At 68.1% G+C, this 20,527-nt stretch carries 16 protein-coding genes, 1 pseudogene and 1 riboswitch; of the genes and pseudogenes, 4 read left to right on the top strand and 13 right to left on the bottom strand.

Annotation, left to right across the window (positions count from 1 at the left end):
- Positions 1-95: 95 nt before the first annotated feature.
- The 4 genes and pseudogenes from B4I46_RS06510 to B4I46_RS06495 all read right to left on the bottom strand — a co-directional run.
- Positions 96-635: pseudogene (locus tag B4I46_RS06510) on the bottom strand (ABC transporter ATP-binding protein); the annotation flags it as partial.
- Complete coding sequence (locus B4I46_RS06505; RefSeq protein WP_043861192.1) at positions 632-1,648, bottom strand: FecCD family ABC transporter permease; 1,017 nt, start codon at positions 1,646-1,648, stop codon at positions 632-634. The pseudogene B4I46_RS06510 and the gene B4I46_RS06505, both read right to left, overlap by 4 nt.
- Positions 1,645-2,658: an ABC transporter substrate-binding protein gene (locus B4I46_RS06500; protein ID WP_286899166.1), complete on the bottom strand. Its 1,014-nt coding sequence runs from the start codon at positions 2,656-2,658 to the stop codon at positions 1,645-1,647. Before B4I46_RS06500 ends, B4I46_RS06505 begins: the two co-directional genes overlap by 4 nt.
- Before the next feature lie 146 nt (positions 2,659-2,804).
- Positions 2,805-2,999: riboswitch (cobalamin riboswitch) on the bottom strand.
- Between the two features lie 40 nt (positions 3,000-3,039).
- Positions 3,040-4,212 carry a DUF1624 domain-containing protein gene (locus tag B4I46_RS06495; protein ID WP_286899165.1) on the bottom strand — a complete coding sequence of 391 codons (1,173 nt, stop codon included), beginning with the start codon at positions 4,210-4,212 and terminating at the stop codon, positions 3,040-3,042.
- A gap of 228 nt (positions 4,213-4,440) precedes the next feature.
- On the opposite strand from B4I46_RS06495, the gene B4I46_RS06490 reads away from it, so the two are divergent.
- Positions 4,441-5,046 (top strand): SCO family protein, encoded by a 606-nt coding sequence (locus tag B4I46_RS06490; protein WP_058541261.1) that lies wholly within the window; start codon positions 4,441-4,443, stop codon positions 5,044-5,046.
- The gene (locus B4I46_RS06485; RefSeq protein ID WP_043861196.1) at positions 5,046-5,540 is read left to right on the top strand and encodes a copper chaperone PCu(A)C; all 495 of its coding nucleotides are present in this window, start codon (positions 5,046-5,048) and stop codon (positions 5,538-5,540) included. Before B4I46_RS06490 ends, B4I46_RS06485 begins: the two co-directional genes overlap by 1 nt.
- Positions 5,541-5,608: 68 nt before the next feature.
- Here the strand turns inward: B4I46_RS06485 and B4I46_RS06480 are convergent, their stop codons facing one another.
- Positions 5,609-6,031, bottom strand: coding sequence for an NUDIX hydrolase (locus B4I46_RS06480; RefSeq protein ID WP_104572655.1), 423 nt, complete (start codon positions 6,029-6,031; stop codon positions 5,609-5,611).
- Positions 6,032-6,230: 199 nt separating this feature from the next.
- On the opposite strand from B4I46_RS06480, the gene B4I46_RS06475 reads away from it, so the two are divergent.
- Entirely contained in the window at positions 6,231-7,115 is an 885-nt protein-coding gene (locus B4I46_RS06475) for an EamA family transporter (RefSeq protein WP_054915147.1), read from the top strand.
- A 76-nt stretch (positions 7,116-7,191) separates the two neighbouring features.
- Entirely contained in the window at positions 7,192-9,831 is a 2,640-nt protein-coding gene (locus tag B4I46_RS06470; protein ID WP_286899157.1) for an excinuclease ABC subunit UvrA, read from the top strand.
- Positions 9,832-9,837: 6 nt separating this feature from the next.
- On the opposite strand, the gene B4I46_RS06465 is transcribed toward B4I46_RS06470, so the two are convergent.
- The 8 genes from B4I46_RS06465 to B4I46_RS06430 form a co-directional block, all read right to left on the bottom strand.
- Entirely contained in the window at positions 9,838-11,781 is a 1,944-nt protein-coding gene (locus tag B4I46_RS06465; RefSeq protein ID WP_054915145.1) for a response regulator, read from the bottom strand.
- Positions 11,771-12,646, bottom strand: coding sequence for a sensor histidine kinase (locus B4I46_RS06460; protein WP_043861201.1), 876 nt, complete (start codon positions 12,644-12,646; stop codon positions 11,771-11,773). Before B4I46_RS06460 ends, B4I46_RS06465 begins: the two co-directional genes overlap by 11 nt.
- Positions 12,639-13,649, bottom strand: coding sequence for an ATP-binding protein (locus tag B4I46_RS06455; RefSeq protein WP_178083069.1), 1,011 nt, complete (start codon positions 13,647-13,649; stop codon positions 12,639-12,641). Before B4I46_RS06455 ends, B4I46_RS06460 begins: the two co-directional genes overlap by 8 nt.
- Entirely contained in the window at positions 13,640-14,044 is a 405-nt protein-coding gene (locus B4I46_RS06450; protein WP_043861202.1) for an anti-sigma regulatory factor, read from the bottom strand. Before B4I46_RS06450 ends, B4I46_RS06455 begins: the two co-directional genes overlap by 10 nt.
- The gene (locus B4I46_RS06445) at positions 14,041-14,403 is read right to left on the bottom strand and encodes an STAS domain-containing protein (protein WP_043861203.1); all 363 of its coding nucleotides are present in this window, start codon (positions 14,401-14,403) and stop codon (positions 14,041-14,043) included. The genes B4I46_RS06450 and B4I46_RS06445 overlap by 4 nt, the downstream gene beginning before the upstream one ends.
- 4 nt (positions 14,404-14,407) lie before the next feature.
- The gene (locus tag B4I46_RS06440; protein ID WP_043861204.1) at positions 14,408-15,259 is read right to left on the bottom strand and encodes an STAS domain-containing protein; all 852 of its coding nucleotides are present in this window, start codon (positions 15,257-15,259) and stop codon (positions 14,408-14,410) included.
- A 101-nt stretch (positions 15,260-15,360) separates the two neighbouring features.
- The gene (locus tag B4I46_RS06435) at positions 15,361-17,718 is read right to left on the bottom strand and encodes a multiheme c-type cytochrome (RefSeq protein WP_286899151.1); all 2,358 of its coding nucleotides are present in this window, start codon (positions 17,716-17,718) and stop codon (positions 15,361-15,363) included.
- A gap of 51 nt (positions 17,719-17,769) precedes the next feature.
- A complete protein-coding gene (locus tag B4I46_RS06430) occupies positions 17,770-19,989 on the bottom strand; it encodes a spermidine synthase (protein WP_422662687.1) in 2,220 nt (739 codons plus the stop codon).
- Positions 19,990-20,527: the final 538 nt, after the last annotated feature.

Raw genomic sequence — 20,527 nt, 5'->3', positions numbered from 1 at the left:
TCGCAGGTGAGGGCCTGGTTGAGGTCGTGCAGGGCGATCAGGGTGGTCACCGGCAGCGCCTGAACCAGGCGCAGAATGCCCAGCTGGTGCTGGATGTCGAGGTGGTTGGTCGGCTCGTCGAGCAACAGTAGCTGCGGGCGTTGCGCCAGGGCCCGGGCGATGTGCACGCGCTGGCGCTCGCCACCGGAGAGGCTGCGCCAGCTGCGTGTTGCCAGGTGGGTGGCATCCACGTCGGCCAGGGCCTGCTGCACGATGGCGTGATCGTCTGCCGACCACGGGCGCAACGCCGACAACCACGGCGTGCGGCCCAGGGCCACGGCATCGAACACGTTGATCGCATCGCTGGTGTCGGCCTGTTGCTCGACCACTGCCAACCGCCGCGCCACCTCGCGGCGTGGCAGCTGCCTGAGCGCGTTGCTGCCCAGCTGCACCTCGCCGCAGGTGGGCGTGCGCAGCCCGGCCAGCAGCTTGAGCAGGGTGGACTTGCCCGAGCCGTTGGGGCCGACGATACCCAGGGTCTCGCCACGGCGCACCTCAAGGTCGACCGCGTCCAGCAGCACGGCATCGCGCACCTTCAAACCCAGCCCGGTGCAGCGCAGTGCAGCTTCATCCAGCGGGTGGGTGACAGCGTTCATCGGGCGCTCCTGCGGCCAATCAGTATCAATGCGAACACCGGTGCGCCGACCAGCGCCGTGATCACCCCCACCGGAATCACCTGGCCCTTGATCAGGGTGCGCGAGAGCACGTCGGCGGCAATCAGGAACAGCGCGCCACCCAGCGCGCTGGCCGGCAGCAGGCGCGCATGGGGGGTACCGAACAGCAGCCGCATCGCATGCGGAATCACCAGCCCGACAAAGCCGATGGCGCCCACGATCGACACCATCACTGCCGTCACCAGTGCCGCGCAGCTGATCAGCAGCACCTGCACGCGGCGTACCGGGATGCCCAGCGAGGCAGCCGAGTCGCTGCCGAAGGTGAAGGCGTCCAGCGCCCGCCGATGCCACACGCACACCGCAAGGCCGGCCAGCGCCACCGGCACCGCCAGCCACACCGACGGCCAGCGCACGCCACTGAGGTTGCCCAGCAGCCAGAACAGGATGCCGCGCGCCTGCTCGGCACTGGCCGACCGGGTGATCAGAAAGGCGGTGAGCGCGTTGAACAGCTGCGAGCCGGCGATCCCGGCGAGGATGATCTGCCCCGTGCTGTTGGACGGCCCGCTGGCACGGGCCAGCAGCGCCACCAGCGCGAAGGCCGCGATGGCCCCGACGAAGGCGCCCAGCGACAGCGTGATCGCCCCCGCGCCCAGCCCCAGCAGCGCCACCAGCACCGCGCCGGTGGAGGCGCCGGCCGAGATGCCGAGCAGGTACGGGTCGGCCAGCGGGTTGCGCAGCAGCGACTGCAGTACCACCCCGCAGGTGGCCAACCCCGCGCCGCAGGCGGCGGCCACCAGCGCACGGGTCAGGCGGTAGTTCCACACGATGCCTTCATCGATCGGGTCCAGCAGGTGCCCGGCGGCCCATAGCTTGTTGGCCAGCACCTGCAGCACCACCGAGGGGGCGATCGGCGTTTCGCCAATCGCCACCCCTGCCAGTATCGCCAGCAGCAGGGCCAGGCACGCGAGCAGGCCACGCACAACGCTGCCTGTCATGGCGCCAGGTCGAAGCCGTTGATGGCCGAGGCCAGGGTCTCCATGCCGCTGAACAGGCGCGTGCTGGCCTGCATGGCATGTGCATCGAGAATCACGATGCGGTTGTGTCTGACCGCGTCCATGTTGCGCGTGACCGGGTCGCTGCGCAGGAATTCGAGTTTCTTTTGATAGTCATCGGCCGGGAAGCGACGACGGTCCATGCGCGCGATCACCAGGAAGGTGGGGTTGGCCTTGGCGATGGTTTCCCAGCCCACGGTCGGCCATTCCTCATCGGACTGCACCACGTTGCGCACGCCCAGAGTCTGCAGCATGTAGTTGGGGATACCCTTGCGCCCGGCCACGTACGGGTCGATGTCCAGGTCTGCGCTGGAGAACCAGAACAGGGCGCTGGTGTCCTTCAGATCCTTGCCCTTCACGGTGGCGGCAGCCTTGGCCAGGCGTGCCTTGAGCTCGCTGTTCAACCGCTCGCCACGCGCCTGCACGTCGAAGATCTCGGCCAGCTGGCTGATGCTGTTGTAGATGCTGTCGATGCGAAACGGCTCCAGGCGGGTGCCGTCGGCGCCGACCAGGTTGTCCTTGCCCTCGCAGTCGGACGGCATCAGGTAGGTGGGGATGTTCAGCTCATGGAACTGCTCGCGGGTGCCGACCACGCCCTGCGGGCCGACCATCCACTCCAGCTGCACCGCCACCAGTTGCGGGCGCTTGCCGATCACCGCCTCGAAGCTGGGGTCGTTGTCGGCCAGGCGCTCGACCTTGTCGTTCTGCACCTTGTACTGCGCCAGCACATCGTTGAACCACAGCGAGGTGCCGACCAGCCTGTCGCCCAGGCCCAGTGCGTAGAACATCTCGGTGCCGGCCTGGCCGATGGTCACGGCGCTGTCGGGCGCGTGCTGGAAGGTCAGCGGCATGCCGCAGTTCTGCAGCGTGAGCGGGTAGTGGGTCGGGGCGGCCTGGGCCAGGGTCGACAGACCCAGGCCCGCGAGCAGGGTGACAAGGCGGGGCAACTGCATGATGCGATCTCCATTCGAACCGTACACGGGCAGGGGTGTACAACCTGGAAACACATCGACAGGCGCTGCCGCGAGGGCAGGGCAAGGCCGTTCGGCGCGCGGGGCGCTCGCGGCACAGATGTACTCCCCGGACACCCCGCCGGTTAGTGATTGTTGCTGTGCCGGCAGGTCTCCTGACTGGTGCGTCGTCACCTGGCTCCGGCCTTCCCGGGGTTCACCCAGTGGCATTTCAGGAGCAGGCTCGGCACTTACAGTTGCGGGGGCAGTTCCGTTTGACGCCATGCAGTGGCGTCTCGGATTCCCTATTGATTCCGTGTGGAAACCGGCGGGCGGCATGGTAGTCGATCACGCCGCCCGCAGGGAAACAAAACCCCGCCAGCCTCAGAGGTACTTGAGCCAGGCAATGTCGCGACGGCGGGCCTTGAACGCGGCAAACCAGCGCACCGGCGGGAACAGCGCCACGGCCAGCAGCACGGCGGTCAGCCACACCGCCCAGATACCATCGAAGCCGAAGTAATTGCCCTGGTTCAGGCCCAGCAGTGCAACGCAGGCCAGGTACGCCACTTTCAGCACATACAGGTGCAGCAGGTAGAAGAACATCGGTGCGGCGCCGAACACCGCCAGGGTACTGATCCACCGGCGCTGCCCGGCGCGCTCCAGGCCCAGCAGCAACAGCAGGCCAGCCCCCAGGGTCAGGGCCAGGAACAGCAGCGAGGGCGGGTACTTGGTGATGTTGAAGAAGCTCATCAGGGTGTGCGCGGTATCGGCCTGAACCGTCCATGGCGCCTCGCCGTAGCCGTTGAGCAGGCGCAGGGCGACAAAGCCGAGCAGGGTTGCCAGGCCTGCCAGCAGCAGACGGCGCTGGCGCGTGGTGGCCGGCATCGAGTGGGCGAACCAGGGGCCCAGGCCGTAGCCCAGCGCGATCACGCCGACCCACGGCAGCACCGGGTACGAGGTACGCAGGCGCAGGCTGTCGGAGAACTCGAGCCAGCCGCGGTCATGCAGGATCGCCCACGGCACGTGCAGCGCAGAGCCCTGCGCAAAGTGCAGGCCGTCGAGCAGGTTGTGACCGGCCACGATCGCGGCGCCCAGCACCAGCAACAGCGGGCGCGGCAACCACACCAGGGCCGCCAGGGCGATCATGCTGATGCCGATGGCCCAGATCACCTGCAGGTAGATCACGCTGGGTGGCAGCTGGAAGGTCCAGGCGATGTTCACCAGGGTGAACTCCAGCACCACCAGAAACAGCCCGCGCTTGAACAGAAAGGCCGACACATCGCCCCGGCCCTGGTGCTTCTGGCCATACAGCCAGGCCGACAGACCGGTCAGCAGCACGAACACCGGGGCGCACAGGTGGGCCAGCGTACGGCTGACGAACAGCGCAGGTTCGGTACTGTCGATGGCCATCGGATCGCTCACCTGGCGGTGCAGGAAGAAGGTTTCGCGCACGTGGTCCAGCAGCATGAACAGGATCACCAGGCCCCTGAGGGCATCGATGGACAGCAGGCGTTGGCTCGGTTTGCTGGCGGCGGGGAGGGCAGTAGCGCTAGTCATTGAAAGGTCGCAGGCAGAGGGGGCGAATTGAATGGTTACTGTATAACATTTCTATTCGCTCGGTAAATCTTCCTTACAATCTTGACTGCCATGCTGCGACATCAGACCGCACCCATCTGGCGCTGCGCGCTGGAACCCGTCGACCCTGCGTGACAAAATGCCGCCTCGCAAAACCCTTGCACAAGGCTCCCGCTCTCGGGGCCGGCACCTTCCCAAAAGGATGGTTACATGAACGATTTACTGACCCGGCGCACGGTGATCGCCGGGCTCGGCCTGCTCGGCCTCGGTGCCCTGGCAGGTTGCAACAACTCCGGCGCGCTGGACTTCAAATACGGCAAGGACCTGAGCAACAAGATCCTCGGCCGCACCTTCAAGCTCAAGGATCCGCAAGGCAACGTGATGACCCTGTCGAGCTTCCAGGGCTCGATGCCGATGGTGTTCTTCGGCTTCACCCAATGCCCGGCGGTGTGCCCCACCACCCTGGCCCGCGCGGTGCAGATCAAGAAGCTGATGGGCCGCGACGCCGACTTCCTGCAGGTGGTGTTCATCAGCCTGGACCCCGAGCGCGACACCCCCGAAGTGCTGGACGCCTACGTCAAGGCCTTCGATCCCTCGTTCGTGGCGCTGTCCGGTACCCTGGAAGAGACGGCCGCAGTGGCCAAGGAATTCGGCGTGTTCTACGAGAAGGTGCCGGCCGGCGACACCTATACCATTTCCCACAGCTCGACCAGCTACGTGTTCGACTCGCGTGGCGTGCTGCGCCTTGGCCTCTCGCATTCCCTCAATGCCAAGGAATGCACCGAAGACCTGCTTACCGTAATGGAGGTTTGTTAATGCGTTCTCCCGTGAAACACGCGCTTGGCGCGATGGCGTTGCTGTCCCTGTTCGGTGCGGCGCTGCCCGCCGTTGCCCAGACCACCGTGGGCGAGCCCTGGGTGCGCGCCAGCGTGCCGCAGCAGCAGTCGACCGGTGCGTTCATGACCCTCACTGCCAGCACCGACAGCAAGCTGGTGGGTGTCGAGTCGCCGGTGGCCAAGACCGTGCAGGTGCACCAGATGCAGATGCACAACGACGTGATGAGCATGAGTGAAGTCAAGGCGCTGGACCTGCCCGCCGGCAAGCCGGTGGTGCTCGACACCAATGGCTACCACGTGATGCTGATGGGCCTGGTCAAGCAGGTGAAGGAAGGCGACACGGTGCCGTTGACCCTGATCGTCGAAGACGCCAAGGGCCAGAAGGAGTCGATCAAGGTCGACGCCCCGGTGCGTTCGCTGACCGCCACCGACGGTCACGGCGAGCACTCGATGCACGACCACAGCCACATGTAAGTACCCGCCGCGCCGGCCCTTGCGCCGGCGCAATCCGTTCCTGCCGGGTGGATCGCCACCCAACGGGTTCAACTGGCCTGCGCCAGATAGTCCCGCAGCCGATCCTGCAGATACCACACACCTTCAGCGTGTTTCAGGTAATCGCTGATCGGCATCATCTGCCAGTACTGGCCTTCGTCGCCAAATTCGATGGCATCGATTTCCCCCTGCGTGATGTGCCCCACCAGAAACCAGGACTCCCAGCCGGGTCTGGCCAGGCTGGGGTAGTTGCGGCGCCATTCGATGCGTTCGGGGGGCAGGCGCAGGGCGAACTCTTCGTCCAGCTCGCGCAGCGCGCATTCCACCGGGGTCTCATCACCTTCGCGCCCCCCGCCGGCAAAGTCCCAGCAGCCGGGGAAGGGGATGGTGCTTTTCACGTCGCGCCTGTAGGTGAGCAGGTGGTCGTGGAACAGCAGGGCGAGTTTGGCACCGCAGAAGGGTTTGAGGGGCATGGATACTGGCCTCTGGCAGGACGGGGCGTTAGGCACCGGGCCGATATTTATACGACGGTTCTGCAGGTTGCGCGGCGTTTTTTGTGGTGTGGGCTGCCGGGCAGCTGCTGGTCACACAGGCATGCGCCGCCGACGGGTATAACTGAACCCGGGAATAAGGATATGCTGTTTCGAAATATTACAAATTGGTGAGGGCAGAATGCCGTTAAAGGACCTGTTGCTGGCGCTGGTGGTGATCGTCGCCTGGGGCCTGAATTTCGTGGTGATCAAGGTCGGCCTCGACGGCCTGCCGCCCATGCTGCTGGGTGGCCTGCGCTTCGTGCTGGTGCTGTTTCCGGCGATCTTCTTCATCAAGCGCCCGCAACTGCCGTGGCGCTGGTTGCTGGCCTACGGCACCACCATCTCGCTGGGCCAGTTCGCCTTTCTGTTCGAGGCCATGGGCAACGGCATGCCGCCGGGCCTGGCGTCGCTGGTGCTGCAGTCGCAGGCCTTCTTCACGCTGTTCTTTGCCGCGATGTTTCTCGGTGAGCGGCTGCGCGCCGCCAGCCTGCTGGGGCTGCTGGTGGCCGCCGGGGGCCTGGCGCTGATCGGCAGCGAGAACGGCAGCCACGTGCCATTTTTGGCGCTGGTGCTGACCCTGTGCGCCGCCGCATGCTGGGCCATGGGCAACATCATCACGCGCCGCTTCGGCAACATCGACCTGGTGGCGCTGGTGATCTGGGGCGCGCTGATTCCGCCGTTGCCATTCTTCGCCCTGTCGTGGTGGCTCGAAGGGCCGGCGCTGATCGAAAGCTCGCTGCGCGGCATCGGCCTGAACTCGATCCTGGCCCTGGCGTACCTGGCCTTCATCGCCACCATGCTCGGCTACAGCCTGTGGAGCGGCCTGCTGTCGCGCTACCCGGCGGGCAAGGTCGCACCGTTTTCGCTGCTGGTGCCAGTGGTGGGGCTGAGCTCCTCGGCGTTGCTGCTGGGTGAACGCCTGAGTACCCTGCAATGCTGGGGTGGGGTGCTGGTGATGGTGGGGTTGCTGATCAACGTGTTCGGCTCGCGCCTGCGTCAACGCCTGCGGGCCGCGCTGAGCTGAGGCCCCAGGGCGGCGGTGGAACGATCCGCCGCGCACGCCGCTCCAATTCCAGACCCTCGCCGACCAAGGTCCGACCATGAATTCACCTCGATCCACCACGCCCCATGCCGGCCCGGCCGGCATGGTCAAGGTGCGCGGCGCGCGCGAACACAACCTGAAGAACGTGGATGTGGACATCCCCCGCGATGCGCTGGTGGTGTTCACCGGCGTGTCCGGCTCGGGCAAGTCGTCGCTGGCGTTCTCGACCCTGTATGCCGAGGCCCAGCGCCGCTATTTCGAGTCGGTGGCGCCCTATGCGCGACGCCTGATCGACCAGGTCGGGGTGCCGGATGTGGACGCCATCGAAGGCCTGCCGCCGGCGGTGGCCCTGCAACAGCAGCGCGGCACCCCCAGCGCGCGCTCCTCGGTGGGCAGCGTGACCACGCTGTCGAGCCTGATCCGCATGCTCTATTCGCGCGCCGGCAGTTACCCGGACGGCCAGCCGATGCTGTATGCCGAGGACTTCTCGCCCAATACGCCCCAGGGCGCATGCCCCGAGTGCCACGGCCTGGGCCGGGTCTACGAGGTGGACGAGGCCTCGATGGTGCCCGACCCGTCGCTGACCATCCGCGAGCGTGCGGTGGCCTCGTGGCCGCTGGCGTGGCAGGGCCAGAACCAGCGCGACATCCTCGTGACCCTGGGCTATGACGTCGACATTCCGTGGCGCGACCTGCCCCAGCAGCAGCGCGACTGGATCCTGTTCACCGAAGAGACCCCCACTGTGCCGGTGTATGCCGGCATGACCCCGGCCCAGACCCGCGACGCCCTCAAGCGCAAGCTCGAACCCAGCTATCAAGGCACCTTCAGCGGCGCGCGGCGCTATGTGCTGCACACCTTCACCCATTCGCAGAGCGCGCTGATGCGCAAGCGCGTCAGCCAGTTCATGCGGGCCAGCGCCTGCCCGTTGTGCGCGGGCAAGCGGCTCAAGCGCGAGGCCCTGACCGTGACCTTCGCCGGGCTGGACATTGCCGAGCTGGCGCAGTTGCCCTTGCTGCAGCTGGCCGAGGTGCTCAAGCCGGTGGCCAGCGCCACCTATGTCGAGCATGGCGACGAGCAGGGTGCGGTGCTGACCCACGCGCAAACCCGTGACGCCCGCCAGCAGCGCGCGGCCAGGGGCGACAACGCCCATGCCGGCGGCCCGGACGTGCGCCACACGCCCAACCTCTCGCTGGAAAAACGCCTGGCCGCGCAGCGCATCGCCCAGGACCTGCTCGAACGGGTGGCCACCCTGATCGACCTGGGCCTGGGTTACCTGGCCCTGGAGCGCAGCACGCCGACCCTGTCCTCGGGCGAGCTGCAGCGCCTGCGCCTGGCCACCCAGCTCAACTCGCAGCTGTTCGGCGTGATCTATGTACTGGACGAACCCTCGGCCGGCCTGCACCCGGCCGATGGCGAGGCGCTGTACGAGGCCCTGCTGCGCCTCAAGGCCGCGGGCAATTCGGTGTTCGTGGTCGAGCACGACCTGGACACCATGCGCCGCGCCGACTGGCTGGTGGACGTGGGCCCGGCGGCGGGCGAGCAGGGCGGCCAGGTGCTGTACAGCGGGCCCCCGGCCGGGTTGGCCGAGGTCGAGGCCTCGCAGACCCGCAACTACCTGTTCGGCGCCCAGGCCGCCGAGCCGCGCACCCCGCGTGAACCTGGTGGCTGGCTGCGCCTGGAGGGCGTGACGCGCAACAACCTGCACAACCTCGATGCGGCCTTCCCCCTTGGATGCTTCACGGCCGTCACCGGGATTTCCGGCTCGGGCAAGTCCAGCCTGGTCAGCCAGGCGCTGCTGGAGCTGGTGGGCGCGCACCTGGGCCAGGCCACTGCGCCCAGCGAGCCTCAGGAGCAGAGCCTGGAGGATGACGTGGCGCAGGCCAGCGGCGGCCAGGTCACGGCGGGCCTGGAGCACATCCGCCGGCTGGTGCAGGTGGACCAGAAGCCCATCGGCCGTACCCCGCGCTCGAACCTTGCGACCTACACCGGCCTGTTCGACCACGTGCGCAAACTGTTCGCCGCCACCGATGCGGCCCGCGAACAGGGCTTCGATGCCGGGCGCTTCTCGTTCAACGTGGCCAAGGGCCGTTGCGAAACCTGCGAAGGCGAAGGCTTTGTCAGCGTCGAGCTGCTGTTCATGCCCAGCGTCTACGCACCGTGCCCCACCTGCCATGGCGCCCGCTACAACCCGCAGACCCTGGCGGTCACCTGGCAGGGCCTGAACATCGCCCAGGTGCTGCAACTGACGGTGACCCAGGCCCTGGCGGTGTTCGAGCAGCAGCCGGCGGTGCAGCGTGCCCTGGCGGTGCTGCACGAAATCGGGCTGGGCTACCTGCGCCTGGGCCAGCCGGCCACCGAGCTGTCGGGCGGTGAGGCGCAGCGCATCAAGCTGGCCACCGAACTGCAGCGCATGGCCCGCGGGGCCACCCTGTATGTGCTCGACGAACCCACCAACGGCCTGCATCCGCAGGATATCGACCGGCTGATGCTGCAGCTGGGGCGCCTGGTGGATGCCGGGCATACGGTGATCGTGGTGGAGCACGACATGCGCGTGGTGGCCCAGAGCGACTGGGTGATCGACATCGGCCCGGGGGCGGGGGACCAGGGCGGCACGCTGGTGGCCTGCGGCACGCCGCAGCAGGTGGCGGCCAGTGCCCACAGCCGTACCGCGCCGTTTCTGGCCCGGGCCCTGGGCTGAGGCGGCTCAGGCGTCGAGGCTGCGCCGAACCTTGTCCAGCAGTTCGTGGATCTGGAACGGCTTGGTGACGATGTCCATGCGCTCACCGAGAAAATGCTGCCGGTCGATGGCGTTCTCGGCGTAGCCGGTCATGAACAGCACCGGCAGGCTCGGGCGCAGCATGCGCGCGACATTGGCCAGCTCGCGCCCGTTCATGTGCGGCAGGCCCACGTCGCTGAGCAGCAGGGCGATGCTCGGGTCGGCATGCAGTTTCTGCAGGGCGCTTTCGACGTCCGGCGCCGGGGTGCAGCGGTAACCGGCATCGGTCAGCACCTCGCAGACGAAACTGCGCACCACCGACATGTCCTCGACCACCAGCACATGCTCGCCGGCGGTACTGATCACGGTGTCGGGTGTGGGTTCGGTGATGCTCAACAGCGGGCTCTGGCTGGCCGGCAGCAGCAGCGTGACTTCGGTACCGCGCCCGCCGGTGCTGCGGATCTGCACGTCGCCGGCCGACTGGCGGGCGAAGCCGTAGATGGTCGACAGCCCCAGCCCGGTGCCCTGGCCGATGGGCTTGGTGGTGAAGAACGGGTCGAAGACCTTGCCGATCACCTCGGGGGCGATGCCGCTGCCGTCGTCGCGCACCGACAATGCCACGTAGGCGCCATCGGCCAGCTTGAGGTCGTCCTGGGTGTGCGCCGCGTAGGTGCTGATCCAGATGTTGCCACCCTGGGGCAGCGCGTCGCGCGCGTTGATCACCAGGTTGAGCACGGCGTTCTCCAGCTGGATCGGGTCTACCAGTGCCACGCTGAGGTGCTCGCTCAGGTTCAGGTGCAGGCTGATGTGTTCGCCGATGGTGCGTCGCAGCAGTTCCTCCAGCGAGCGGATGTGCTGGTTGATGTCGGCCGGGCGGGGGTCCAGCGGTTGCTGGCGGGCAAAGGCGAGCAGGCGGTGGGTCAGGGTGGCGGCCCCCATGGCGGCGCCCAGTGCAGCGTCGGCGTAGGACTGCACCTTGTCGACGCGGCCCTGCTCGATGCGTTTCTTGATCAGCTCCAGGCTGGTGATGATGCCGGTGAGCATGTTGTTGAAGTCATGGGCGATGCCGCCGGTAAGCTTGCCCAGTGCGTCCATCTTCTGCACCTGCAGCAACTGCGCCTCGGTACGGGCGCGCTCGGCCACTTCCTGGGCCAGCAGGGTGGTCGCGCTGTCCAGTTCGGCGCGCTGGGTGCGTTCGCGGTGGCGCTGTTCGGTCACGTCCTCGACGAAGATCAGGCTCGACTCGCCGCTGCGGTAGGGCGACACCTGCCACTGGGTCTCGCGCAGCTGGCCGTTGACGCGCATGTGCAGCAGGCCCTTCCAGCGGTCCCGGGTGCCGAGCCTGCGCAGCAGTTCGTCGATCACCGGCTGCTGGTCGTCGGCAAAGCACTCGACCAGGGTGTCGGGGCTCAGGTTGTCCTGGATCAGCTGGGCGAACGCCTGGTTGCATTCGTGCACCTTGAGCCCGGTGCCCAGCAGCGCGATGGGCGCGGCGGTGCTGACGAAGATCTCGCGAAAGCGCGCCTCGCTCTCGCGCAGCGCCTGCTCGGTGTCGCGTACCCGCAGCAGCGTGCGCAGGGTGGCCAGCAACACCTCGGGGTCGACCGGGTGGATCAGGTAGGCGTCGGCCCCGGCGTCCAGCCCGGTGATGATGTCGCCGGTACCGATGGCGGCCGCCGATACGTGGATCACCGGCAGCAACGCGGTGGCCGGGGTGGCGCGCAGGATGCGCACGATATCGAAGCCGCTCATGTCCGGCAGGTGTACATCCAGGATCAGCGCGTCGTAGGTCTGGCTGGCAATCAGCTCCAGGCCCTCGCCACCGGTGCCGGCCTCGTCGATGCGGTAGCCATGGCATTCCAGGCGCCGGCGCAGGGCATAGCGGGTGACGATGTTGTCGTCGACGATCAGCAGGCGGATGTCAGGCTTCATCACCAGGCTCCTGGGCCAGCGCCAAGGGGATCACTACGTAGAAGGTCGAACCGACCCCGGGTGTACTCTCGACCCCGACCCGGCCACCCAGCAGCGCCGCGAAGCGCTTGCACAGCGACAGGCCCAGGCCGGTGCCACGCAGGCGCTTCTGCAGCGGCGAGTCGATCTGTGCGAAGTCCTCGAACAGCGTGTCGTGCAGCTCGCCCGGGATGCCGATGCCGGTGTCGTGCACCGCAAAGCGGATCTGGCCGTCGTCTTCCAGTTGCGACGACACCCGCACTTCGCCGCGGGCGGTGAATTTCAGCGCGTTGGAAATGAAGTTGCGCAGGATCTGCGCCAGCTTCTTGTCGTCGCTGTACAGGCGCGGCAGGCCCTGGGGCTCTTCGAAGATCAGGTCGACCGCCGAGGCATCGACGATCGGCCGGAACATGCCGCGCAGGGCCGCGAACAGGTCGAGCATGTCGAACCAGGCCGGCGAGATGGTGATGCGCCCGGCCTCGATCTTGGCCAGGTCGAGCAGGTCGTCGACCATGTCGCTCAGTTCGCGCGCCGAATTGCTGACGAAGGTCACCTGCTTGTGCTGCTCGGGGCTCAGCGGGCCGTCCAGCTCGTCGCTGAGCAGGCGGGCGATGCTCAGGATCGAACCCAGCGGCGTGCGAAACTCGTGGCTCATGTACGACAGGAAGCGGCTCTTGAGGTCCGAGGCCTGGCGCAGTTGCTCGGCCTGGATATCCAGCTCGGCATACAGGGCCAGCACGCCCTGGTTGGTTTCTTCGAGTTCGGCGCGCAGGGCGTCGCCCTCTTCACGCAGCCGCGCGATCAGCGCCTGCGCCTCGGTGTCGGCAAGGGTAGGGGAATCAGCCACTTAGGGTCTCCAGGGCAACAACCAGCACGGTGACATCATCGCGGCCTCGGCAGAAGTCGCGATGCAGCACGGCGGCGATCAGTGCCGGGTGCTGATGCATGAGGCCAGGATACTGCTGCAGGTCCCAGCGCGATTGCAGCCCGTCGCTGTAGAGCACCAGCAGGTTGGCATGCACATCAGCATAGTCAAAGGGGCGCACGCGACGGAATTGCCCGCCGACGATACCCGGGTGCGAGGCCAGGCCACGACTGCTACCGGGTGCGAGCAGGTGCGCGCCGATGTTGCCGACGCCGCTGAAACGCAGCGCGCCGTTGTCGTACTGGGCGAAGGCCGCAGCGCCGCCACGGGTGCCCTGCATGTTGACGTGCATCGCCTCGAGCACCTGCGCGGGGTCGGCGAACGGGGCCTGGGCAAAGGCCTGGGTGCCGGCGTGGGCGGCCCGTTCGGCGAGCTCGCCGTGGCCCAGCCCGTCGACCACCAGGGCACTGATGCGCTGGCCGTCGTAGGCCAGGTACCAGGCATCGCCACAGGCCGGGTCGTGATGCAGGCTGTGCTGGCTGGCGCCCCAGCGCAGGTCGCAGGCCGCGCTGCTGCGCGGGTACAGGCGCGCCAGCACGGCGGCGCCACGGCTGTCGGCGTACACATCGAACACATCGGCCAGGCGTTTGATCGCGCCCAGGCCGATGCCCTGGGTACCGCCGGTGGAGAACCCGTCGGCCAGGCAGTGGTGCAGGTCGAAGCCTGCACCACGGTCGATGGCGATCAGTTCCAGCCCGCTGTAGCCGCTGTTGGGCAGCACCCGCAGGTGCAGTTCACCGCGCCCGGCATGCTTGAGCAGGTTGCTCGCAAGCTCGGTGGCCAGCAGCGCGGCGCGCCCGGCGTCGGTGGCATCGAAACCCTGCTGTTCGGCCAGGCGTTGCACGCAGCGCCGGGCATGACCGACCTGGCTCTCGTCTTCTATCGGCAGCACCTGGGTCAGGCTGCCCAGGATACTCAGGCCCATCGCAGAATCGTCACGCGCGTGCCGGCCCCGGGGGCGGTATCCAGTTCGAACTCGTCCACCAGTCGCTTGGCCCCGGTCAGGCCCAGGCCCAGGCCGCCGCCGCTGGTCCAGCCATCGGTCATGGCCAGCTTGATGTCGGGGATGCCCGGCCCTTCGTCGCGAAAGGTCAGGCGCAGGCCCTTGCGATGGTCCTTCTCGACCACCTGCCAGTCCATGTGGCCACCGCCGCCATACACCACGGCGTTGCGGGCCAGCTCGCTGACCGCCGTGACCAGCTTGGTCAGGTTGATCAGGCTCATGCCGCAGCCCTGGGCCAGGGTGCGCGCCAGTTGCCGTGCACGTACCACATCCTGCTCCAGCAGGATGGGCTGGGTGCCGCTTTGCTCGGCGCTCATTGCGGTGCAGCCGAGTTGTTGAGCAGGCGCATGCCGCGCTCGGCGTTGAGCGCGGTACGCACGCCGGGCAGGGTCAGGCCCAGTTCGACCAGGGTGATCGCCACGGCCGGCTGCATGCCCACCAGCACGGTCTGCGTGTCCATGATGCGCGACACCCCGGAGATGGTGCCGATCATGCGGCCAATGAAGGAGTCGACCATGTCCAGCGCCGAGATGTCGATCAGCACGCCCTTGGCCGAGGTCGCGCTGATGCGCTCGGACAGGTCGTCCTGCAGGGTCATGGCCAGCTGGTCATGCATGTCGACCTGGATGGTCACCAGCAGGAATTCGCCGATTTGCAGAATCGGGATGCGCTCCATGGCTTCAGCCCGCCTTGGCGACGGACAGGCCCAGGCGATGCAGGGCCAGCTTCAGGGCGTCGGCCAGGTTGGCCTTGGTCACCACGCCCTGCAGGTCCAGGCCCAGGTGCACGATGGTCTGGGCGATCTGCGGGCGTACACCGCTGATGATGCAGTCGGCGCCCATCAGGCGGATGGCGGTCACGGTCTTGAGCAGGTGCTGGGCCACCAGGGTATCGACGGTGGGCACACCGGTGATGTCGATGATGGCGATTTCAGAGCCGGTGTCGACGATGCGCTGCAGCAGCGATTCCATCACCACCTGGGTGCGTTGCGAGTCCAGGGTGCCGATCATCGGCAGTGCGAGTACGCCGTCCCACAGCTTGACCACCGGGGTGGACAGCTCCAGCAGTTCTTCCTGCTGGCGCTTGATCACCGCCTCGCGGGATTTCTGGAAGGTGCGGATGGTGTGCAGGCCCAGGGCATCGAGCAGTTCGGACACCTGCAGCAGCTGGTTGGCCAGTTGCGCCGGCTGCTCGCTGTACTCGCGCTGCAGCAGGGCGAACAGCGGGCCCTTGAGGGAGAAGATGAAGGTGGCGGTCTGCTGCGAGTCCTGGCCGAGCAGGGCGCGGCTATGGGAGAGCTTTTCCAGGAACAGGCGCACATCGTCCCAGGCACCGGCGTTGAGGTTGCTGGCATCGCCGTTCTGCAGGCCGGCGTGCAGCAGGTCGAGAAACTCTTCGGTCTGGCGCTTGAGGTCGTCGGCCTTGAGGTTGCGCGTGGCACCCGACGCGTCCAGCCCGGCCAGCCATTCGGCTACCAGGGAGGCCTGGTGGGTGCGGATGGCGGTGAGGGTGACAGGTTGCAGTGCAGCCATTTGGACAAGCTCCTGAGCAGGGTAGGTAAGGCACATGCGCATCTGAGTGTGCAGGCCTGATTCTAGTTCGATATTGCCTTCATCAAATTTTTTGCAGGCCCTCAGCTCCCGCTGGCGGGGCGCGGTTGCAGCATCGGGTCGTAGGGGTTGAGCTGGCGCAGCGACTCGAGCAGGGCATTGGCTGTGTCCACCTGCCGGGCCTGTTGCAGATAATGCATCAAGGCCAGCCGAACATCACGGTTAAACGGTTGTTGTTGCAGGCTGCTCCACAGTTGTTGCATTGCCGGCTCGCGCTGCCCCTGATCGTGCAGGGCCACCGCCAGCACATACCCGTAGCCGGCGTTCTGCGGGGCCAGCTGCACGGCCTTGCGCAGCGCCACCAGCGCTTGGTCGCGACGGCCCTGGCGAATCAGGGCCAGGCCGTGGGCCTGCTGCAGCAGCGCCGAGTCGGGGTGCTGGCGCAGGCTGTCTTCCAGCAGCGTGCGTGCTTCGTCCTGGCGGCCATGGCTGTCCAGCCACTGCACCAGGGCCACACGGGCCGGCAGGAAGTCGGCGTCGCGCAGCACCGCGCTGCGCAGGTACGGCTCGACCGCATCGGTGCGTCCGTTGGCCTGGTACAGCAGGGCCAGGTTGAGGTTGGCTTCGGCGCGTTCGAGCAGGCTCAGCTGCACGCTTTCGTATTCGCCCAGCGCCTGCTCGAGCGCCGCCTGCGCCGCGCCCAGCCCGGCTGCCCGTGCCGGCAGCAGGGCGTAGGCGGCCGCGATGCGCACGGCCAGCACCGGGTCACGCAGCAAGGGGGCCAGCGGCATGCTTCGCTGTTGCGGGGGCAGCAGCGCGGCCAGGGCTTCCACCGCCGCGGCGCGTACCTGCGGTGCGCTGTCGCCCAGGGCGCTGCGCGCCGCCTGCAGGGTACGTTCGCTCGGGTAGTTGGGCAGTTCGGCGAGCAGGGTGGCGCGGCGGATCGCCGGCAGTTCGCGGTTGGCCAGTTGCGTCAGCAGCGCCTGGGCGGCACCGGGTTTGCCGCTGCGCAGCAGGTCCAGGCTGGCGGCGTAGGCCGGTGTGTCGGAGGGCCGGTCGGCGTACCACAGCGCGAACTGCTCGCTGACGCGCTGCCCGGCACTGCCCTTGTGACACCCCAGGCAGGCATCCGGCGTGCCCAGCGCCAGTGCCTGGGCCGGTGCCGGAATGCTGAAGCCGTGGTCGTGGCGATAGTCATTGACCATGTAGAACTTGCCGGGCATGTGGCAGCTGACGCACTGCGCCGCGGGGCTGCCGGGGGCATGGTGATGGTGCTCGGTGGCGGTATAGTCGCGGGCCTTGAGCCCGGCGCCGTCGACCCCGGCCACGCCGGTCTTGCCCGCAGGGTTGTGGCACTGCAGGCACACCCCGTCGGCCGGTGCCTTGAGCTGGGTGCTGTGGGGCTCGTGGCAATTGCTGCAGCGCACGCCCTTGGCAAACATCTTGCTCTGGGTGAAGGCGCCGTACTCGAACACCTCGTCCTTGATCTTGCCGTCCAGCTCATACAGCTCGCGGGTCAGGCGGCTGGGCAGGTAGTCGTCCATCAGGCGGCGCTCGTTGTGAAAGCCATCGCCCAGCGGCGCGCGGCGCGCATGGCAGCGGGCACAGGTTTCGACTTCGGCCAGGTTGCCACCCTCCACCAGGCTCTGCTGGAAGCCGGCATGGGCAACCTGCCTGGCCGGCTTTTGCGCCGCCCACGCCAGGTGCCCGGAGGCCGGGCCGTGGCACGCCTGGCACCCCACGCCCAGGCTGTTCCAGTGGCTGTCGAAGGTGGCGCTGGCAGCGTTGAAATTGCGCTTGAAGCCGGTGGTATGGCACTCCACGCACATGAAGTTGGCATTCTGCTGCGGCTTGCTCCAGTGCAGCGGGTTCTTGAAGTCCACGCCCTGGCCGGGGTACAGGTGAAACCACTGCTGCTGGCGCGTATCCCAGGCCACCCCGAGCGCCTGCAGGTGCCCGCCGCCGGTATCGATCAGGTACTGCTGCAAAGGCTCGATGCCGAAGGCATAGGCCACCTCGAAATCCTGGGGCTGGCCGTCGGCGCCTGGGGTGTTGACCCAGAAGCGGTCGCCCTGGCGAAAGAAGCGCGTGGTCTCGCGTTCGCTCTTGAACTGCACGTCGGCGAAATTGCCCAGCACGGTCTGGGCGGTGGCCGGCTGCATCGCCAGCTGGTGATGGGAACCTTGCCACTGGCGAACCTGTTCGCCATGGCAACCCTGGCAGGTGGCTTCGTCGACCAGCGCCGGGGCGGGGCTGCTTGGCGCTGGCGGGGCTGGTGGCGTGCTCTGCGCGGCCACCGGCAGGTGTGCCGGGGCACGGTCGAGGGCGAACCAGGTGCCCAGCAGGGCCAGCAGGACCGCCCCGGCCAGCACCGGCCAGAGCAGGCTGGTGCCGCGCACGGGGGGCTGTTGGGGCGGCGTAACGGCGCGCTTTTTCGACATGCAGACGTCCATGCTGTTGGGGTAAGGGGCGCTTCAATCAGGCGGCGCGCTTCACGGCATGCCCAGGAACCAACGGTAGTACGGGTTGCTGCCATCTTCTCGCATCACGCCCTGAACCTGTCGCGCCCAGGTGTCGCGCTGGCCGCGGTAGGCGCTCAGGCCCACCTGGTAGAAGCGCTGCAGGCGCTGGCGCTGGTCGTTCAGGCGCAGGCTGGCCAGGGCATCGGCGCCTTCCAGCGGCACCGGGCTGCCCAGCGCCAGCAGGGCCGGCAACACCCGGGTGATCTCGTCGCTGCGCACCCAGGGGGCGTACTCGATGCGTGGCTGGTCGTCGGTGACGGCCGGGGCCTGTGCGGCAAAGCGCTCCAGGCCGGCGCGGTCGGTGACCCAGGTGGCCAGCAGTGCGGCCGGCGAGTCCACGCCCACCTCGGCCAGGGTGCGTTGCACGGGGGGTTGCGCCAGGCGCGCGCTGATGCGCGGCAGGTCCAGGCGCACCGGCTGCAGCGAGCCGACCAGCAGCATTTCATGGAACTCGGTGGTCCACAGCGAGGCATGCGGGAACACGTCGATGAAGCTGCGCACCAGGGCACGGCTGTCGTCGATGTTCTGGGTGGGCAGCGGCAGCCACTGGGCGACCAGGCCCTGGGGGTTGAGGCGGCTGGCGGCCAGCTGGTAGAAGTCACGCGAGTACAGGTTGACCACGCCGGCTGCCGAGGGGGGCGGTGGCTCCAGGGTGATCAGGTCGTAGGGCTGCGGGCTGGCCAGCAGTTCACGGCGCCCGTCGCGCAGGCGGATGTCCAGGCGCGCATCGTCGGCGGCGTGGTAGTTGCCCTGGAACAACGTCGAGGCGTGCACCACCGCCGGCAGCAGTTCGGCCACCACGCGTTGCTCCAGGCCCGGGTAGCGCAGCAGGGCGCCGGCGGTGATGCCGGTGCCCAGCCCGATCACCAGCGCCGAGCGCGGCTCGCCGTTGTGGATCAACAGTGGCAGCAGGGCCTGCAGGCGCATGTAGCGCAGAGACGGCATGGCATCGCCGGTGTTGGACACGCCCTGGATGTACAGGCGACGAAAGCTGCCCTGGGGCTTGTGCTGTTCGACCACGGCGACCGTGGCGCCACGGCCTTCCTGATAGAACACCAGTTCGCCGCTGCGCGCGCCGGGTAGCAGGTTGGCCAGGCGCTGGGGTGGGGTGAGCAGGGCGGTCAGGAGGCTGGCCAGGGCAATGGCGTAGAGGGCGATGAATCTGGGTTGACTGAGTGGGCCTGTTCGCTGGCAAGCCCGCTCCCACAGGGCGGACTGCCCCTGAGAACAGCGCAGTACCTGTGGGAGCTGGCTTGCCNNGTAGGGCGCTGCCCTTGCGGGGGAAGCGGCCAGGCCCCCCCCCGCCACGACCGCGATTACCCCGACCCCTGCCGCCAGCACCGCCAGCACCCCCAGGCTGCGCACCAGCCCCAGCGCGGGCACCAGCACGAACCCGCACAGCATCACCCCGGCAATCCCGCCCAGGGTGTTGAGCGCCACCACCGCGCCCACGTCGCGCCCCGCATGGCCCGGCGCGCAGGCCAGGCGCAGCGCCACCGGGAACGCCGCCCCCAGCAGCGTGGTGGGCAGCAGCACGACGCTCACCGCCACCACCGCAAAGCGGGCACTCATGCCCGCCAGTGCGCTGCCGCCCAGGCCCAGTACCAGCGCTTCGGCCTGGGTCTGCGCACTGATCAGCCAGCGCCCCAGCCCGGCGATTTCCAGCAGCGCCAGCAGCCCCGCCGCACCGATCAGCACGGCAAAGGTGGCCCACGGGTCGCGCAGCCGCTCCACGCGCCGGGCAATCAGTGCGCTGCCCAGCATCAGCCCGGCCAGGTAGGTGGCCAGCATCACCGCGAAGGCGAAGGTGCGGGTGCTCATGAACTGCACCAGGGCCTGCGACCACATCACCTCATAGCCCAGCGCAATGCCCCCGGCCACCGCGTACAGGGCCAGGGCCAGGCGCGCCGCCGGGCTGCGCGGGGCGCTGGCGGTTACCACGGTGTCGGCTTCGACGTCCGGTGTCAGGCGCAGCAGCCACAGTGCGCCGGCCCCGGCCAGCAGGTTGAGCACGGCGGCGGCACAGGCACTGCCGCGCACCCCCAGCAGCGGGATCAGCACAAAGGCTGCGAGCAGGGTGCCGACAATCGCCCCGGCCGTGTTGGCCGCGTACAGTTGCCCGCCGGCGCGTCCGGCCGTTGCCCCTTGCGCGGTCACGGCACGCACCAGCACCGGCAGGGTGCCGCCCATCAGCAGCGCCGGCAGGGCAACCAGGCTGAACGGCAGCGCCCAGGCCAGCAGCCCGATGCTGCCCTGCAGGCGGGCGAAAAAACCNNAGGCGGGCGAACAACCCGGCGCTGCTGCCCAGGGCCAGGGTGGCTGCGATGCCGACCACGGCCACGGCCAGTTCGAGCAGCGCATACAGGCGCAGCGGCCGGCGCAGCCGATCGGCGTGACGCCCCAGCCACCAGCCGCCCAGCGCCAGCCCGGCGAAGAATGCGCTGATGCCGGTGGTGATCGCATGCACTTCCACCCCCACCACCAGCGACAGCTGCTTGATCCACAGCACCTGATAGATCAGCGCCGCGCTGCCGGAGACCAGCAGCAGGGTCGCTGCCAGGGGCAGTGTGCGGGGTGGAGCGCAGGCGGCGGGGGCTTTGGCGTGTCGGGAGGAGCGGCTGGCGACCGGCATCAGGGCAAGGGGCCTTGTGGTGAGTGCTGGGAATACGCCCTCGCGGGAGGGACAACCAGTGCTTGAGCCTAGCAGCAGATTGGCGGGTTGGGCGGG

The sequence above is a fragment of the Pseudomonas sp. UBA7500 genome (assembly GCF_002478435.1).
Lineage (GTDB): Bacteria > Pseudomonadota > Gammaproteobacteria > Pseudomonadales > Pseudomonadaceae > Aquipseudomonas > Aquipseudomonas palmensis.
This window is presented reverse-complemented; position numbering and strand designations above follow the sequence as displayed.

Bases quoted from the DNA above. Each gene is read 5' to 3' on its own strand.
- B4I46_RS06485 (WP_043861196.1), top strand. From the start codon at position 5,046: ATGCGTTCTCCCGTGAAACACGCGCTTGGCGCGATGGCGTTGCTGTCC.
- B4I46_RS06475 (WP_054915147.1), top strand. From the start codon at position 6,231: ATGCCGTTAAAGGACCTGTTGCTGGCGCTGGTGGTGATCGTCGCCTGG.
- B4I46_RS06465 (WP_054915145.1), bottom strand. From the start codon at position 11,781: ATGAAGCCTGACATCCGCCTGCTGATCGTCGACGACAACATCGTCACC.
- B4I46_RS06435 (WP_286899151.1), bottom strand. From the start codon at position 17,718: ATGTCGAAAAAGCGCGCCGTTACGCCGCCCCAACAGCCCCCCGTGCGC.
- B4I46_RS06505 (WP_043861192.1), bottom strand. From the start codon at position 1,648: ATGACAGGCAGCGTTGTGCGTGGCCTGCTCGCGTGCCTGGCCCTGCTG.
- B4I46_RS06455 (WP_178083069.1), bottom strand. From the start codon at position 13,649: ATGGGCCTGAGTATCCTGGGCAGCCTGACCCAGGTGCTGCCGATAGAA.
- B4I46_RS06450 (WP_043861202.1), bottom strand. From the start codon at position 14,044: ATGAGCGCCGAGCAAAGCGGCACCCAGCCCATCCTGCTGGAGCAGGAT.
- B4I46_RS06445 (WP_043861203.1), bottom strand. From the start codon at position 14,403: ATGGAGCGCATCCCGATTCTGCAAATCGGCGAATTCCTGCTGGTGACC.
- B4I46_RS06490 (WP_058541261.1), top strand. From the start codon at position 4,441: ATGAACGATTTACTGACCCGGCGCACGGTGATCGCCGGGCTCGGCCTG.
- B4I46_RS06495 (WP_286899165.1), bottom strand. From the start codon at position 4,212: ATGACTAGCGCTACTGCCCTCCCCGCCGCCAGCAAACCGAGCCAACGC.
- B4I46_RS06470 (WP_286899157.1), top strand. From the start codon at position 7,192: ATGAATTCACCTCGATCCACCACGCCCCATGCCGGCCCGGCCGGCATG.
- B4I46_RS06440 (WP_043861204.1), bottom strand. From the start codon at position 15,259: ATGGCTGCACTGCAACCTGTCACCCTCACCGCCATCCGCACCCACCAG.
- B4I46_RS06500 (WP_286899166.1), bottom strand. From the start codon at position 2,658: ATGCAGTTGCCCCGCCTTGTCACCCTGCTCGCGGGCCTGGGTCTGTCG.
- B4I46_RS06480 (WP_104572655.1), bottom strand. From the start codon at position 6,031: ATGCCCCTCAAACCCTTCTGCGGTGCCAAACTCGCCCTGCTGTTCCAC.